Origin of the sequence: Paenibacillus sp. B2(2019) (genome assembly GCF_008370385.1) — a bacterium.
Lineage (GTDB): Bacteria > Bacillota > Bacilli > Paenibacillales > Paenibacillaceae > Paenibacillus_AQ.
Window position 1 is genome coordinate 24465 of record NZ_VTZR01000005.1, and the last position, 16680, is coordinate 41144.

Here is a 16680-nt window from a genome sequence, read left to right on the forward strand (position 1 = left end):
CGACGCATAGAGGTTTAGGATTAGGAATTCAAGTCATCTGCAGCTGCCAGCTTCTCCGTCAGCAACCTTAGCGCAGTGCCTCGGTGGCTAATCCGCTGCTTCTCTTCGAGCGTTAGCTCGGCCATTGTCTTTTCATATTCCGCCAAGTAAAACAACGGATCGTAGCCGAAGCCTCCACCACCAGCAGGTTCGGATGTGATCCATCCCTCCACTGCACCTTCAGCGGTTAACTCCCGTCCTGAGCTTGGATCGTATAAGGACAATGTACAGACAAACCGAGCTGTACTTAGCAAAGGCTGTCCGGTATCCTCGCCCTGTTTTAGCTTCTCAAGTTCGCTAAGCAGCTTCAGATTGTTCTCTTCATCTCCTGCATTTTCCCCTGCGTAACGTGCAGAGTACACACCCGGTTGGCCATCCAAAGCGTCTACGCAAAGACCCGAATCATCGGCGAGTACCGGGATTCCAAGGGCGTCACCTACGGCTTTGGATTTTTTAAAGGCGTTCTCGGCAAAAGTGGCTCCGTCTTCCACCACATCGGGCAGATCCGGATAGTCGTACATACTTTTCACTGTCAGCCCTAGCGGGGCAAAAGCATGCTCGAATTCGCGTACTTTCCCCTTATTCTTCGTCGCAACAATAAGAATACCGCCGTCAGACTTCATGCTACACCTCTTGGCCCGGCTGGCCGGAAGGGATTTTCAGAGCGATCGCTCCAAGCGCTTCTTTCTGCGCAGCAATCAGTTCATAGATTCCCTTCTCACCTAGACCCAGCAAAAGATCCAACTCTTGACGAGTGAACGGTCTTTCTTCGCCAGTCCCTTGAAGTTCAACAAAGGCACCGCCGCCAGTCATAACTACATTCATATCTACTTTTGCTTTGGAATCTTCTTCATAATTCAAATCGAGCAGCGTTTTATCCCCTACAACACCGACACTGATTGCCCCCAAGAAATCTGTTATAGGAAACACAGGCAACTTGTGCTGAAGTGCAATTTTGTTAATAGCAAATGCCATAGCAACAAAAGCACCTGTAATCGAAGCGGTCCGCGTACCACCATCCGCCTGAATCACATCACAGTCCAGCGTAATACTACGCTCGCCTAACGCTTGTAAATTCACTACGGAACGAAGCGCTCGTCCGATCAGCCGTTGGATCTCCATAGTCCGTCCGGTAAGCTTACCACGTGCAGCTTCACGCTGGTTACGGGATTGAGTTGCCCGAGGAAGCATCGAATATTCAGCGGTTACCCAGCCTTTTCCTTGCCCTTTAAGAAACGGAGGCACTTTTTCCTCCACAGTAGCCGTACAAATGACTTTGGTATCTCCCATTTCAATGATCACGGAGCCCTCAGCATATTTATTCGTTTGGGTTGTTATTGTCAGCGGCCGTAATTGGTCGTCGTTTCGCCCGTTTGATCTCATCTTTTCTGCCTCCTACATCGTATAGCTAAAAGTTTAGCGTGAGTCCCATTTCCCCGTCATAAATACCGAGTAGCACAATGCTTGGGACGTAACGTCTTTTTGAGCAACTTTTATTCTACCAAAGAGGAGGCACAAAAGCATCTTTTAAACCTTACAGGGTCATTCTATAACGGGATCTCATTCAAATATTCAGGTGCGGAAACAGGTTTGCTGTAGTCCACATTATCTGTATCCGTAATCGATTCCTTGCCGTTCAAGCGAATTTGTACCAGAGAATCATCCGAATTTTGCGCAACCGTCAGTACGACCGATTCCAGCATTTCAGCGGGTACACCTTTACCATCTGTGAACATATCATCCGTCAAGGACACGGTAACTACACCGTTCTGCCCAGCATCAACGGAATCAAGTATCGTCCCCTGTGTCATGACCATTTCCAACCCATTTCCGGATTCAGGACCTGCAATCAATTCGTTCAAAGCAGCAGTCAGCTGTTCATGTCCGGCGGGTACAAAGCGGGTTACAGGTACATAATATTGGATACCGTCAGGAGATGTTGTGGAAAAATAAACAGTAACCGCACTGGAGTTCATCAGAAGTGGACCTTGCTTCGGCAAGTTTATGCCCATTGTGCGGGTTAATGGACGATCCAGCGGAGTTCCTTGAAGCGGCATCTCTGTGAGCTTTTTACCATCTACCCAGAGCTGTACGCTTTTAATGTCATCTTGACCGGTCAGCGTCCAAGTGATAGCTTCGAGGATTTTACGTTCCTCTAAAGGATCATAGTTATTGAATTCTGAATTAAATTCGACAACAGCTGAGTTCGACTTGTCTATCGTAATATTTTTGACTTCCGTTCCAGCCGGAAGAATGCCTTGGAAACCTTCAGGCACTGATGAGGCATATTCTCCCTTGCTCACTAATGCCATTAACGAGTTTTTGAGTGGGCTGGAATCTTTGCTCTTTGGCAAGCTTAGGGATACAGGAGCGAGTAATCCATTACCATCTTCCAAAAATACGGTTGTGCGATCTCCGGAAGCATTGCCCTGTGAAGTTTTGGTGCTGCCTTTAACCGCTGTCTGCGTATCATCCTGTGTCACAGGACCGAATACACCTGAATCCAACGTAGTATTTCCACTAGTCTGTAACATTTGTGCTTCAACCTCTGGTGGCGGAGCATCAATCGATGCCGATTCTGAACCAAACAGCCCACAGCCGGACAGTGCCAGTGGAACTGCGAGTAAGCATACTGCGGAGATTCCGCGGATTTGTTGCATAGGTTTCATCATTTATTACCCCTTTCAAGGTTAGATATCATTTGTACTGCTATGTATACGAGACCTTTGTCCAAAAAATAACAACAGCTTATCCTAAATTGTTGGAAAAGCCTGTGAACTACTTCTTCATCTCAAGTAGGGCCTGGATTTCAGTTCGCTGAAACTTCCCTCGCTGGACAAATACTTCCAGTAAACGTACAATCTGAGGTAACAACAGTCCTTAACATCATACTAACGTTTGCTGTAATGAAATGACTTACTAAACAACGAGGTGACTGAACATGGCTGATGACAAAATCGAAAAAATTCCGTACAGTCTGAACAGCAAGGCCGTCGCAGATGCGACCAAATTCTGGCTGAACAAGCGTGGAGTAACCCTGGAAGAAATCGCGGAACTCGTTATGTTCCTGCAACAGAAATACTATCCGAATTTAACGATGGATGAATGTATCCATAATGTAGAGATGGTGCTTAGCAAGCGAGAAGTACAAAATGCAGTACTAACAGGCATTCAATTAGATGTAATGGCAGAAGAGGGCAAGCTGTTCTCCCCACTTCAAGATATGATCGAAAATGATGAGGGATTGTACGGCGTAGATGAGATTCTTGCCTTCTCTATCGTGAACGTATACGGCAGTATCGGATTTACCAACTATGGCTATGTGGACAAGCTGAAGCCAGGCGTTCTTCAAAGGTTAAATGACAAAAGCACCGGACAGATCCACACCTATCTCGACGACATCGTTGGAGCCGTGGCGGCAGCAGCCAGTAGCCGAATCGCACACCGCAAGCAAGCGGAGCGCGAAATTGAGCTGGATCTGCCCCACACACCAGAGGATCGCGAAGAGGCCGCTAGGAAACTTGCAGAATATGATGAAACTCCGGAATGAGGAGTTTTAGGTACACCTTAATGATGAGTTTCAGATCGACTATATGAAACTCTGAGGAAAAAGCGATTGTTTCACAAGCCCTGCGGGCTGCTGAGACAATCGCTTTTTTGTGGGTAGCGGACGAGGAGTTCTACGATGGTGCTTCTGCTATGGGGGTTCTACGGTGGGGGTTCTACGGTGGGGGTTCTACAGGAGCTCGTTGCCTATAGGGAAATCCTCCCTATAAAATAACGATTTTGGCTCAAATCCAGAGATTATACGGAATTCTTCCCTATAATCTCTATGAAAATCTCAATTCATAGCCAAATCAGTAGAATTATAAGGAGAAATTCCCTATAAACAGCTCTAGAATCATTAAACCCAAAATTATAGGGTGAAATTCCCTATAATTACTACCAACGTTTAGCTGCATGACATACATCATTTAGTTGCTCGACTTTTGAAACGTTTCGCCCATGCTATCGGACTCAGCAGACGCTATACTCATAAATCGCCCAAAATTTGTACACTTTCGGACTCCAGAGACGCTACGCGCTCAAAAATGACCCAAAACACTACTCTGTACAAGTAATAACGCCTTTCCGGTCCGATACTAACCTCAAAAGCCCTAAAATCCACGAATAGCGTCATCTGAGTCCGAATACATACGCTAACGCATGAATATGGAAGCGATCGAAGGATGAATAGAGGGACGGAGGGACAAGGTTACTCAAATACAAAAAGAGCAGTTCCCACAATGCAGGACTGCTCTTAAACTTTATACTCATCTACTTCACTTCGATCTTGCAAGATACGCTAGCTGATATGTTCTCCAACACTTTCAGCTGCGGCGAACAAGAAACCGCCGTCTGCCTCCAGCATGACTGCCCGTCCCCGGCGCACCAATTCCGCCAAATGCGCCAGGGTCTCACTCATCGCAAAGCGCATCTGATGAACGGTGGTTACTCGGCTGCGAAACAGAAATTCGCACACCGCGAATCCGCTAAGCGGGCCGCTGGTGAGCAGCGCCGCCGCTGTATCCAGCCGCTCCTCATGATGAGCGAGCAGGCTGCTTACCCGGTGCGCGAAGCCAGCGAAGGGCTCGCGATGACCCGGGAACGCCATGCTGACCGGGTAGCTGCCCAGTTCCCGCAGCCCCTGAATGAACGTCTGCAGCGGCTGTGGATCGCTGCCTGGCAGCAGGCTGACATTGGGCGAGATCTGCGGGAGCACAGCGTCCCCACAGATCATTAGCCCGCTGCCAGCATGATACAGGCTCACATGCCCCGGTGCATGTCCGCCGGTAACTATGAGCTGCCATTCACGGCCGCCCATCTTGAAGGGCTCCGCCACATTGAAATAAGAAACGGCAGGCTGCGGTTCCACTTGGGAATTAAAGCTTTCCAAGTGGGCTTTAATCCCGTTCGACCACTGCTCCGTCATCCCATGCCGGATGAAATAATCCGGTAAGATCTCATTTATGCCTACATCATTGTCTACGCCATTTCCTGTATCTTCATCCATGTCATTCCCCAGATCTTCACCAGTGCCCAAGCCCCACATCAACCTTGCCTCCGCATGGGCGCGCTCCGTCATCCATACCTTACAACCACTCTGCGACTGCAGCCAGCCGGCTAATCCGTAATGATCGGGATGGTGATGCGTAACGACGATATCCCGTATATCCATCCACGACAAGTCCAGCTCCTGCAAAATCCCGAGCCAGCAATTCTCTGTATCCGGGCTGCGCGGACCCGGATCGATAATAGTCACTCTCCCATCTTCGTCCGAAAGAATATAGCTGTTCACTTGACGAAGAGGCGAGTCCATGGGTACCGAGACTTGGAGAATTTTCTTGTCCCATGAAGTAAGCTCTGCCTTAGACATGGAGCGTTCACCACCTTTAAATCTTTTTCCGGAAACCATTTAGGGACGTGTTCCACCAAAGATCATCCGCGTGGACCTTTCTGCATCATAAACCTCATCTTCATAGCTGCCATGTACAGCTTCGAGCTGCAAGCCCGCTTTCTCAATCATTTCCTTGAACTCCTCCAGTGAATAAAGCTTCACACGCTCATGATATTGACGAGGCGTAGGGTCATTCATAGTGGTTAGAATGATGTCCTTCTTCACATAACCATCCTCAATCCGGCGTGACTCATCTATCAAATTCTCTCCGTCCTCACGCGTAGAATGCGGCACCAGATGACGAATCACATGCGCAGGATTCAAAAAATCAATAACGAACTTGCCACCTGGCTTCAGCAGACGATAGATTTCACGCAGAACCTTTACTTGCTCCTCATCTTTTTCAAAATAACCAAAAGAAGTGAACAGATTAACTACGGCATCGAATCCTCCATCTAGTGGTAAATCACGCATGTCGGAACGGATCCAGGTTACCTTCTCCGCCCCGACTTGAGATCGAGCTTCACGCAGCAAGACCTCCGACAAATCCACTCCGGTAACGTCGTATCCTTCCTTCGCAAGTGCCAGAGAATGACGTCCCATCCCACAACATAAATCCAGCACTTTCGAACCTGGAGGCAGTCTCAACCAGGCGATCATCTGATCTACTTCTTTACGTGCTCCACCGAAATCCCGGTGTTTATACACGATCAGATAATCCTCTCCGAAGCTCTTTTCATACCATTCAGTCATGTTGTCTCTCCTCCTACAGGCGTCATCCCGCAACTCCACTTCATGTATGCTAATGTATCGCCATTGTACAGTCTTTTGCTGACAAACTCAAAGAAGAGTCATCATCTTGACCTCTTGGGCTTTAACGACAACTCTTATTGAAACTTCCTTTACACACGCTGCTGCAAATAGACCCTTGCTTCATAAGGACGAAGCTTGAAAGAACGAATATCCTGATCTTTTGACTGCGGATAATTACTGATTAATAGCTCCAGCTGATCTGGATCGAACCCCGCTGGCCATTCGAATTCAGGCTCTCTATCAAAAAAATTCAAAATAACCAACAATCGCTGATCCTCTAAAGTTCGGGTATACGCATAAATCTCAGTATGCTCTGCAAGCAGTAGCTCATATAATCCGTACACGATCACCTTGTGTTTTTTTCTTAACGCTATCAGCTGTTTATAGTAGTTGTAGATAGAATCCGGATCTTTAACCGCATTGCCAGCGTTAATCTCCATATGGTTGGAATTCACTTCAATCCAGGGCGTCCCTGTTGTAAAACCGCCTGCATGTCCATCGTCCCATTGCATAGGGGTACGGGCATTGTCCCGGCTTTTATGATGAATCGCAGACATAATCTGCTCTTCTGGAACACCGTTTTTTCGCTTTTCTTCATAATAATTAAGTGTCTCCACATCCCGGTATTCATCAATGGAATCGAAACAGACATTCGTCATGCCGATTTCTTCTCCTTGATAAATGTAAGGAGTGCCTTCCAGCATATGAATGAAGGTCGCAAGCATTTTAGCCGAAGGAATCCGGTAAAAGAGATCGTTCCCGAACCGAGACACCGAACGCGGCTGATCATGGTTACATAAATAGTTCGCATTCCAGCCTCTTTCATGTAAAACTGTCTGCCAGCTACTCATGATCTTTTTCAGTTCAAGTAGACTCCAGGGAATCACATCCCATTTCCCACTACCCGGCGAAGCGGCATCCAGAAACATATGTTCAAACTGAAAAGTCATATTCAGCTCCCGGCGTCCGTCACCTACATAATCCAGCGCCTGCTCTGGTCCGAGTCCCGAGGTTTCTCCTACCGTCATAATATCGTAGAAATATAACACCTTATCGTATAGATTCTGTAGCAAGGTATGCACATCCTCCAGATTGGAGAACATACCATAGGCCCTTACAGTAGGTGTTCCGTTCGGGTTGTCTGCATCTGGATACCCTTTCGTCTTCACGATATGTGCAATCGCATCAAAACGAAATCCATCCACACCCTTCTTCAGCCACCACTCCACCATTTCATGCAGCTTATCAATGACAACAGGATTCTCCCAGTTCAGATCGGGCTGGTATTTGGAGTAGAGATGTAGATAATATTCATCCGTCCGCGGATCAAGCTCCCATACCGAGCCACTGAAATAAGACTCCCAGTTGTTCGGGGGGCCGCCATTTTTACCTTTTCGCCAAATATAATAGTCCCGTTTAGGATTGTCCTTTGACGACCTGGATTCTACAAACCAAGGATGCTCATGTGACGTGTGGTTCAGAACCAAATCCATCATCAGCTTCATTCCACGTGCGTGCAACTCCCTGAGCAACCGGTCAAAATCATCCATCGTACCGAATTCCTTCATAATGTCACAGTAATCACTGATATCATACCCGTTATCATGGTTAGGTGATTTATAAATAGGACAGACCCAGATCACATCTACACCTAGGTCCTGTAAATAATCCAGTCTGGATATAATACCTTGCAAGTCTCCGATTCCATCTCCGTTACTGTCCATGAAGCTGATCGGATAAATCTGATACACGACGCTTTCTTTCCACCATTTGGGGTTCATAACTCGGTTACCTCCTATTTAGCTATATGTAGAGTTTAACCACACAGAGCCTAGTAGATAACAAATCCCCCCTACTTCCCTAATCCCTTTTGATATTGTGAAGGTGTAAGTCCAGTCCATTTTTTAAAAGTAGCACTGAAGTGACGCTCTTCACCGTACCCTACCAATTTTGCAACGGCGTACATCTTTAGATTTTGGCGGAGCAGCTTTTTCGCTTCTTCTACCCGGTATTGGTGCAAGTAATCGAGAAAATTCACACCAAGCTCCTGGCGGAAAAGTGAGCTTAAATAAGTATTAGAAACATAGGCTTCTTTCGCGACATACTCTAGTGTCAGATTGGTATTGTATTTATTGCGGATGATCTCCATAGCAGTGACTACTGTGCGATGTAGTGGACGATGTTTAGAAAAAGCCTCCACCACATTCTGCATGACCTTATTCAAAATCGTAGACAATTCTTCCAACGTCTCTATCTGTGGAGCCTGCTCCATCCAATTGACCAAATGCTGCTTCCATTCGAAGCCAGCGACTTGTTTTTCCTGCGCGAGTCTCTTTAATCGAACTACAAAAGCAGTTGCCCGAATATTCACTTCTTGCTTAAGACATCCCGGATTGCTACGAAAACGATCCAGCCATTTCTCCAGCAGATCGAGTGCGAGCTCATTGCTCCCAGCCCCCACCGCCACAAGCATTTCATCCTCCAGCACATTTAATTCAGAATCATCTAAAATCCCAATTTCCTGTGGAGCGCCACCTATAACTCCCGTTCCTTCTGTATAGTAATAGACACCGCCTTTTCCGTTCAAAAATCGCGATTCCATCGCCTGAAGGGCTTCTTTATACGACAGATGCGCTTCAGAAATATCCGAACGACAGGAACCAACGGCAATACTGATCGACAGTTTGAGATATTTCTCCAAATTACTCTGCAGCTTCTCAATCTGCTCTTTCAATTGGAGGGGTGCTCGGTAAGGCTTGCGAGAATCAGTTCCGGCTAATCCGCTGCCAATCCATAGCAAGTTATTGCCATCATGAAAAGTCTCTATTTTTCCTCTATAGATAGGAGACAAGGTCTCACTGATAATATTTAACGCTGCGTAGCGTAGAAGTACAAAATCCTGTCCTGTTCCTGTAGCGGAGGGTGGGTCAAAATCAAAGCTGACCAGACCAATTTGTGGTCCTTCAAAGCCAATCGCCATAGATAACTCTCCGATCAGCTCCTGTCGCCGTTCTAGCGGAACCGGGGGATGATAAATCCATTGAGACAGAACCTGGCTTTTGACAAGCGGTGCATTTTTATGCCAAGAACGATCTCTTTTAAGCTGTTCATCCTCCTGATATCGTTGTCTTTCAATAAGTTCCTTGGCCTTCAGTACCGTCTTCAGAATTTCCTCAGGTCGGCATGGCTTCAGCACATAATCAACAACACCCAGGGAGATCGCTTGCTTCGCATAAGAAAACTCGTTATACCCGGATAAAATAATCGACCGGAAGCCGTAACCTCTACGCCGTGCGACTTCAATCAGCTCGAGACCACCCATTTGTGGCATACGAATATCCGTTAACAAAAGATCGGGCTGTTCATTCTCCATCAAAGCCAGCGCTTCACTTCCGTTCCCCGCCTCACCCATGACCTCAATCTGATGTGACTTCCAATCAATCATATTCACAATGCCCTCACGGATCGTATCTTCGTCTTCAGCAATCAGCAGCTTCATCATTTATGGCCCCTCCACAGTGATATGAATAATAATACGTGTGCCTGCCCCTTCCACACTCTCTAGTTGTAAAGAAGCTCCTGCAAAAAATAAGGCCAGTCGTTCCTGCACATTCATGAGCGCAAATCCTGTGCGTCCAACATTGTCTTCCTCAGGTAAAGAATTTCCCCTTGCTAAACGTTGATGAAGCTCTAGAAGTCTATCTGCCGTGATCCCTGCACCATTATCCTGTACCTCAAGCACAATAGTCTTCTCTATACGGTAAGCTCGAACGGATATCAGCCCGCTTCCAGACAGCGGCTCAATCCCGTGAATCACTGCGTTCTCAGCTAGTGGCTGCAGCAGCAGCTTTGGTACTGTGAAATCCTTGATACTCTCATCCAGAGAAATTTCGAATTCAAAACGCTCCTTAAAGCGATTTTTCTGCAGGAACAAGTAATTGGTCACCAGCTCCACTTCCTGCTCCAAAGTAAACGTATCGTGTCCATCATTTAAGCTAAGTCGGAACACTTGAGAGAGAGAATACACCATATCGGCAATTTCTTTATCTCCCTTCTTCTCAGCTTCCCAACAGATTGTATTTAACGTGTTATATAAAAAGTGAGGCCTGATTTGGGCTTGAAGCGTTTTCAACTCTGCTTCCTGTTGCTTCATTCTTGAGGCGTATACATCATTGATGAGCGATTTAATCCGCTGCACCATTAGATTATAACCATGCCCGAGTAAGCCGATCTCGTCATTTCCTTCAAAAAATACCCGCTGTGTGAAATCACCTGTCTGCAGTCTGCGCATCGAACGGGAAAGCTTCTTCAGTGGTTTCGTGATAGCAGCAGCTGCCAGCCAGGTAACCATTAGGCTAACTACTAAACACAGAACAGCAATCGTCATCGTGACCTGTAAAATTTGACCGAGCTCTTTAACAAGCTGCCGCTTGGAATGAGCCACCACCACATACCAGCCTGTCGTCTCCGACTGCAGATGTGACACAATCCACTGTTTATGATCCGCTGTAGATTCCAGCCTTTTTTTCACAGTCAGCTTAGGGTCGCTGTCCGCAAAATACGGAAGTTCCAGATCTCTTTTGCCAATCCAGCTCGGATTCGAAGCCGTAATAATCAGCCCATCCCGATCAATTACGAACATATCTACATCATCTTCAGCATTGTCGAGATATTGGCTCCCAATCTTCCCTGCATCCACACCGATCACAGCGAGTCCTGCCGGCTTTAAGGTGTAAATATTCATGATGATTCTGGAAAGCACAATCTTATGATAATGATCGCCTACAAAAATGCCGTCAGTCGGCCTGGAGAGTCCAAAGGTTGGGCTACCTGCTGCTTTAATAGCTTCTTTATAATACGAGGTTTTGATAAAATCTGAGTACTTCATACCTGTCGTCAATCCTGCCTGATTCGCAGCAAAAGGCTCTGCTCCATTGTTATCGTCTAAAGAATACAGAATCAGCGATTGAATTGAATTGCCTGCAACCATAAGATTGGTAACGGTCTTAAATACAGAATTACGTTCCTTTTGTGCTTCAGACGATGCTAAGAGCCGCTGCACACTTTCATCCAGAAAGAGTGTATTCGAAAAAGATATCATGCCTCGCACCATCTCATCGATCTGCTCTGCTGTTTTTTTGGTAAGATGATCCTGCGACTGTTTCATTTTCTCCACCACCTGCTGTGAAGAGATCTGATACGAGTTCCAGCCCATTGCGAATATGGTCACCAGAAGCAGGGGGACGAACCATAACAACAGCTTAAATTGGAGCGGAAGATGGCGATAACGGCTGACTAAGCGAAAGTTTCGATTCATGAGAACCACCTTCTTATATAATAGAAAGATGTGTAAACCAAGTATAACTGAAATCATTACACCCTGAACCGGCTTTTTACATTCGCTAAAAAATGCCTACATCATTCTTAAATATGAACCATGTTTCTATTAGCCAGAAACTCTTAAGATGAGGATGCAAGCAAAAACGCCTTCGACGTCTCTTATAGACGGTCAGCGTTTATGCGAGAAATATAAGGATAATGTATAGCGTGAAACTTATACATTCTTATATTTCAAGAAGAAACGAGGTTGTCGTCTTCCTTGATGGATAACAATCGTTTCTTCAAAATACATCATTCTAAAAAGGTGGGTTTTTGATGAAAAGTAAAGGAATCAAGCTAATGCTTATGAGTCTAATGCTTCCAGCTCTGCTTGCAGGCTGTGGTGGCGGAAATAACAATGCGAAAGCTACAAACGCTCCTGCAAATGACAAAGCCGAAGCTACTGCCGAGGCCACAGCGAACGCACCAGCCGAAAAAATTACACTGAAGTTCTTCACCGCACTTGCGGATCGGGCAAACGGTTCAGGCAAGGTGGAGCAGGACATTATCGACGCTTATATGAAAGAGCACCCTAACGTCAAGATAGAAGTGGAAGCGCTTCAAGATGAACCTTATAAATCAAAAATCAAAGTATATGCTTCCAGCAATCAGATGCCTGATATCATTCAAGCTTGGGGTCAGCCTTCTTTCCTGAGTCCTCTGCTCGATAATGACTTACTGCTTGAGCTGAACAGCGCTGACTTCGAAGGTGATCAGTTTGTTTCTGGTTCCATGGACGGCTTCAGCAAAGATGGCAAACTGTATGGATTGCCACGTAGTGCCGACTATATGGTTATGTTTTATAACAAGAAAATCTTTGCTGACAACGGCATCGAGGTTCCAAAGACTACCGCTGACCTGCTCGCAGCTATCAAAACATTGCGTGCAAACAAGATTAACCCTATCGCTATGAACGGTATGGATGCATGGACACTGCCAATCTGGTATGAGTTTGTTGCTCAACGTCAAAATGGTGATTTTAATAAGATGGATGAAGCTGTTGCTCGTAAAATATCCTTTAATGATCCTAGTCTTGTTGCAGCTGCAACTGAAATGCAAGATTTCGCAAATGCTAAAGGTTTTGCCGACGGCTGGCTGACCGCCGATTACGGTGCAGCGCGTAACTTGTTCGGACAAGGACAGGCCGCTATGTTCTTTATGGGCGCTTGGGAGTCTGGCCTAGCTACAGATGTGAACTTCTCTGAAGAATTCCGCAATAATGTAGGCGCCTTCGCCTTCCCTGGTTCAGATAAAGGTAAACCAACGGATGATGCTGCTTGGTACGGTGGTGGATATGCAGTAAGTAAAAACTCCAAGCATCCTGAAGCTGCTGTTGATTTCTTGAAATATTTCTTCGCTCCTGAGAACTGGTCCAAGATGTTATGGCAAGCTGGCGCGGGTACACCTGCGCAAAAATTCGATGAATTCTTGACTGGTAATGAAACTCAACTCCAAAAAGAACTAGTCGATGTCTTCAGCTCGATGACCTCTTCTAGCGGAACTCCGCTACAGGATATTGGTAACGACGAGTTCAAGCAAAAGGTAATGGAGGCTCACCAAAGCCTGCTCTCCGGCGCTATGAATACAACGGAATTCGCCAAAGCGCTTGACGCTGCGTCCGATAAATTGGCTGGTAAATAAACTCTAATACTACTAAGTACATGAATGACGGCGCTTCTGATTTAACATCATAAATAGTGGCGTACAACCCCCGACTTCCCCCAGAGGTCGGGGGTTTGTTGTTCGAGCATAAGCGCCTTCGACATCAGAGAAAAATATCATTCCATAATTTAAAAAATGTGTACAATCATCTGAAATATACGGCATGTTCCAGGGTCTAGCTTCCCGTTACGATGGTAGTAGATAGATTACTCTTTCAAAGGACGGAGATTTCCATGCACAGAGTGTTAAGCGACAAAAAAGCGATATTCCTACTCATCGCACCCGGGCTATTCCTGTTTGCTTTTATGATTTGCATCCCTATCTTCATGAGCGCTTATTACGGCTCTACGGACTGGGGCGGGATCGGCAAGTACAATTTTATCGGCTTTGATAACTATCGCGAAATCCTATTTCATGACAAAGTATTCTGGACTTCACTGGGCAATGCCCTGTTACTGACCGCTGCTACTGTATTCTTACAGCATCCCTTTGCAATTCTCATAGGGATATTCCTGACCAATTCCGGTAAATACGAAAAAATATTCCGGACGATCTTTTTTATCCCTGCAGTAATTTCTGTTGTGGTTACAGCCAAGCTGTGGAGCGGGATTTTTCATCCAAATTACGGATTGCTCAACAAGTTGCTAAGCGGCGTTGGACTGGATTCACTCACACATGATTGGCTTGGAGATCCGAAGACAGCGATCTGGTGCATCATCATCGTTGTAATGTGGCAAGGTTTTGGATACGCACTGCTGCTATATTATTCAGGTCTGCAAGGCATTCCAAGTGATCTAAGCGAAGCCGCAAAGATCGATGGCGCAAACAACTATACCCTCTACACCCGCATCATCATACCGCTTCTTTCGCCTATGATGCGAGTTGCCATTATCATCGCGGTTACAACCTGTCTTAAGCAAATGGAAACCGTGTTCTTAATGACGAACGGCGGCCCGGCGAACAGCACGCAATTCTTAGGGAACTACCTTTACAAAACAGCCTTCTCATCGTCGCTTTACGGCTACGGTAATGCCATATCCATCCTATTTATTGTGTTCTGCCTTGTACTGACCGTAATACTCAACAAGGTTCTGAAGAAAGATATCGGAGAGTTTTAGAATCCCTGTAACCGGAGGAAATCATATGAATAATTCATTAGCACCTGCCGCTTCGCCCCTCAATCTGAAGCTTCATAAACAGAAGCGCAGTAAACCTACAACTGGCAAAATCCTAATGATGGTGTTTCTTTGTCTCATTGCTTTGATTCAGTTATTTCCGCTCATCTGGCTGATCGATTACTCCCTGCTAAAGAGTGGTGATTTTTTCGGAAGCTCTTTTCTGAAATGGCCGTCCCCCCCGCAATGGGAGAATTATAGAAACGCTTTTACCTATGGGCGTGTACCACGCTATTTTGCCAACAGTCTTATCATTACAGTAATTACCGTTGCGCTGTCCGCACTAGTGTCACTGATGATGGGGTATGCGTTCACCCGTATGAAATGGAAGCTAAGTGGTATCGTGTTGTCACTTATCATGATGGGCATGATCATTCCCATTCACGCGACACTGCTGCCGAACTTTATTCTGTTTAACAAGCTCGGAATGCTGAACAATATGTACACACTTATTCTGCCTTATTCGGCTATTGTCATCCCAATGAGTGTGCTCATCATGACTGGTTTTCTAGAGACCATCCCTCGTGCGATTGAAGAGTCGGCGGTTATCGATGGCTGCGGCATTTACGGTGTGATCTTCCGCATCATCTTCCCTATTACGAAACCCGCACTAGCTACCATCTGTGTACTCAATTTCATCAGCACATGGAATGAATTTATTATGGCGAACACCTTCCTCACCTCGGAGGATCTCAAAACCATTCCGTTCTCCATTATGAAATTCGCCGGAGAATACTCGTCCAACTACGGTGCTCAGTTTGCTGTTATGACGATCATTGCGATCCCAACCATCCTGATCTATCTGCTCTTCACAGAACAGATGACAAAAGGAATTACCGCTGGGGCGGTTAAGGGCTAACACTAAAAAGGAGTGGAGAACTCTAGCTTTATTCCTCCAACATTTTATTGACATTAACTTTCAACTCGTATATGATCTCCTTAGGCAAAATCACAACGAATTAAATCAAAAATTTAATATATCCCGTAAAGGGGAGTAGCTGTTAAATAAAGTCGTCAATACGAGAATATGAGGATATTCTCCGGCTTTATTGGCAATTCAACATTGTTAGCGAGACCTTTACCAATCAGGTTAGACCTTTATTCCAAAGGCTAATCTGTTTGGTAAAGGTCTTTTTTATATAAAATTGGTTAAAATAGTAAGGTAAGTATCTTTTAGTAGATATTTGCATAAGAAAAGGGAGGACAACAGTAATGGATTGGGGATTATTATTAGAGTACGGCTGGGTATTACTAGTTCTTGTAGCACTTGAAGGACTACTAGCCGCAGATAACGCACTGGTATTGGCAATTATGGTTAAACACCTTCCTGATGAGGAAAGAAAAAAAGCACTATTCTACGGATTAGCCGGAGCCTTCGTGTTCCGCTTCGGTTCACTATTTGTCATCTCTTACCTGGTTGATATTTGGCAAGTACAAGCCATCGGCGCACTTTATTTACTGTTTATCGCGGGGAACCATATCTTCCGAAAACTATTAATCAAGAAGCCCGTTACGGATGAAGCATCTGAAAGCGGTACGGACGGCGCAGTCAACAAAAAGAAATCCAGCTTTTGGTTTACTGTCTTTAAAGTAGAAGTTGCTGACATCGCCTTCGCGGTGGATTCCATCCTAGCCGCAGTTGCACTTGCGGTTGCACTACCTGCAAGTGGTCTTCCAAAGATCGGAGGCCTTGACGGTGGACAATTCCTCGTCATCTTTGCCGGCGGATTTATCGGATTGGTCATTATGCGTTTTGCAGCTTCCTTCTTCGTTAAGCTGCTTCACACCCGTCCAGGTCTTGAAATTGCAGCCTTCTTCATCGTAGGCTGGGTCGGCGTTAAGCTCGCAGTCATTACCTTGGCACACCCTTCACTTGGTGTTCTTTCCGAGGATTTCGCGCATAGTACCATTTGGAAGGTTACCTTCTATGTTGTACTCGTGCTCATCGCTGCAATCGGTTGGTTTATGAGCAGCAAGGTTGAAGAGAATGTTAACGAGAATCCAATTAAAGAAGTAGATAAACAACTCCATTAATTGTATTTGAATAGCAAAAACAAATATAACCCGAAAGACACAACCCTTCTGTAAAGGTGTTTGTCTTTCGGGTTGTTTTCTTTTACTCCCTATTTTGCTCCTCATACAGAAAAGCCTGCTTCCACCATCAAATGGGAAGCA

Annotated in this window: 13 protein-coding genes; 5 read left to right on the forward strand and 8 right to left on the reverse strand. The window is 45.8% G+C overall.

Annotation, left to right across the window (positions count from 1 at the left end):
- Positions 1–20: 20 nt before the first annotated feature.
- From PAENI_RS06665 to PAENI_RS06675, 3 genes are all read right to left on the reverse strand, one after another.
- Positions 21–662 carry an XTP/dITP diphosphatase gene (locus PAENI_RS06665; RefSeq protein WP_149644743.1) on the reverse strand — a complete coding sequence of 214 codons (642 nt, stop codon included), beginning with the start codon at positions 660–662 and terminating at the stop codon, positions 21–23.
- 1 nt (position 663) lies between these two features.
- Positions 664–1422, reverse strand: coding sequence for a ribonuclease PH (gene rph / locus PAENI_RS06670; RefSeq protein ID WP_042130710.1), 759 nt, complete (start codon positions 1420–1422; stop codon positions 664–666).
- Positions 1423–1586: 164 nt separating this feature from the next.
- Positions 1587–2708 (reverse strand): GerMN domain-containing protein, encoded by a 1122-nt coding sequence (locus PAENI_RS06675; protein WP_188114496.1) that lies wholly within the window; start codon positions 2706–2708, stop codon positions 1587–1589.
- Between the two features lie 272 nt (positions 2709–2980).
- Between PAENI_RS06675 and PAENI_RS06680 the strand changes: the two genes are divergently transcribed.
- The gene (locus PAENI_RS06680; RefSeq protein WP_076286050.1) at positions 2981–3589 is read left to right on the forward strand and encodes a phosphatidylglycerophosphatase A family protein; all 609 of its coding nucleotides are present in this window, start codon (positions 2981–2983) and stop codon (positions 3587–3589) included.
- A gap of 795 nt (positions 3590–4384) precedes the next feature.
- Here PAENI_RS06680 and PAENI_RS06685 read toward each other — a convergent pair.
- The 5 genes from PAENI_RS06685 to PAENI_RS06705 form a co-directional block, all read right to left on the reverse strand.
- Positions 4385–5455 (reverse strand): MBL fold metallo-hydrolase, encoded by a 1071-nt coding sequence (locus PAENI_RS06685; RefSeq protein ID WP_149644745.1) that lies wholly within the window; start codon positions 5453–5455, stop codon positions 4385–4387.
- Positions 5456–5494: 39 nt separating this feature from the next.
- On the reverse strand, positions 5495–6229 hold the full coding sequence (locus PAENI_RS06690) for a class I SAM-dependent methyltransferase (protein WP_149644746.1): 735 nt from the start codon (positions 6227–6229) through the stop codon (positions 5495–5497).
- A 149-nt stretch (positions 6230–6378) separates the two neighbouring features.
- Positions 6379–8070, reverse strand: coding sequence for a glycoside hydrolase family 13 protein (locus tag PAENI_RS06695; protein WP_149644747.1), 1692 nt, complete (start codon positions 8068–8070; stop codon positions 6379–6381).
- 71 nt (positions 8071–8141) lie between these two features.
- Positions 8142–9791: a response regulator gene (locus PAENI_RS06700; protein WP_076300464.1), complete on the reverse strand. Its 1650-nt coding sequence runs from the start codon at positions 9789–9791 to the stop codon at positions 8142–8144.
- Entirely contained in the window at positions 9792–11606 is a 1815-nt protein-coding gene (locus PAENI_RS06705) for a sensor histidine kinase (RefSeq protein ID WP_188114491.1), read from the reverse strand. It lies immediately after the preceding gene.
- A gap of 338 nt (positions 11607–11944) precedes the next feature.
- Between PAENI_RS06705 and PAENI_RS06710 the strand changes: the two genes are divergently transcribed.
- The 4 genes from PAENI_RS06710 to PAENI_RS06725 all read left to right on the forward strand — a co-directional run bounded on the left by PAENI_RS06710 (position 11945) and on the right by PAENI_RS06725 (position 16539).
- Entirely contained in the window at positions 11945–13309 is a 1365-nt protein-coding gene (locus tag PAENI_RS06710; RefSeq protein WP_149644749.1) for an ABC transporter substrate-binding protein, read from the forward strand.
- Between the two features lie 254 nt (positions 13310–13563).
- Positions 13564–14448, forward strand: a complete 885-nt coding sequence (locus PAENI_RS06715; protein ID WP_042130723.1) for a carbohydrate ABC transporter permease — start codon at positions 13564–13566, stop codon at positions 14446–14448.
- A gap of 25 nt (positions 14449–14473) precedes the next feature.
- Positions 14474–15364: a carbohydrate ABC transporter permease gene (locus tag PAENI_RS06720; RefSeq protein ID WP_081393202.1), complete on the forward strand. Its 891-nt coding sequence runs from the start codon at positions 14474–14476 to the stop codon at positions 15362–15364.
- A 353-nt stretch (positions 15365–15717) separates the two neighbouring features.
- On the forward strand, positions 15718–16539 hold the full coding sequence (locus tag PAENI_RS06725) for a TerC family protein (RefSeq protein ID WP_149644750.1): 822 nt from the start codon (positions 15718–15720) through the stop codon (positions 16537–16539).
- Positions 16540–16680: the final 141 nt, after the last annotated feature.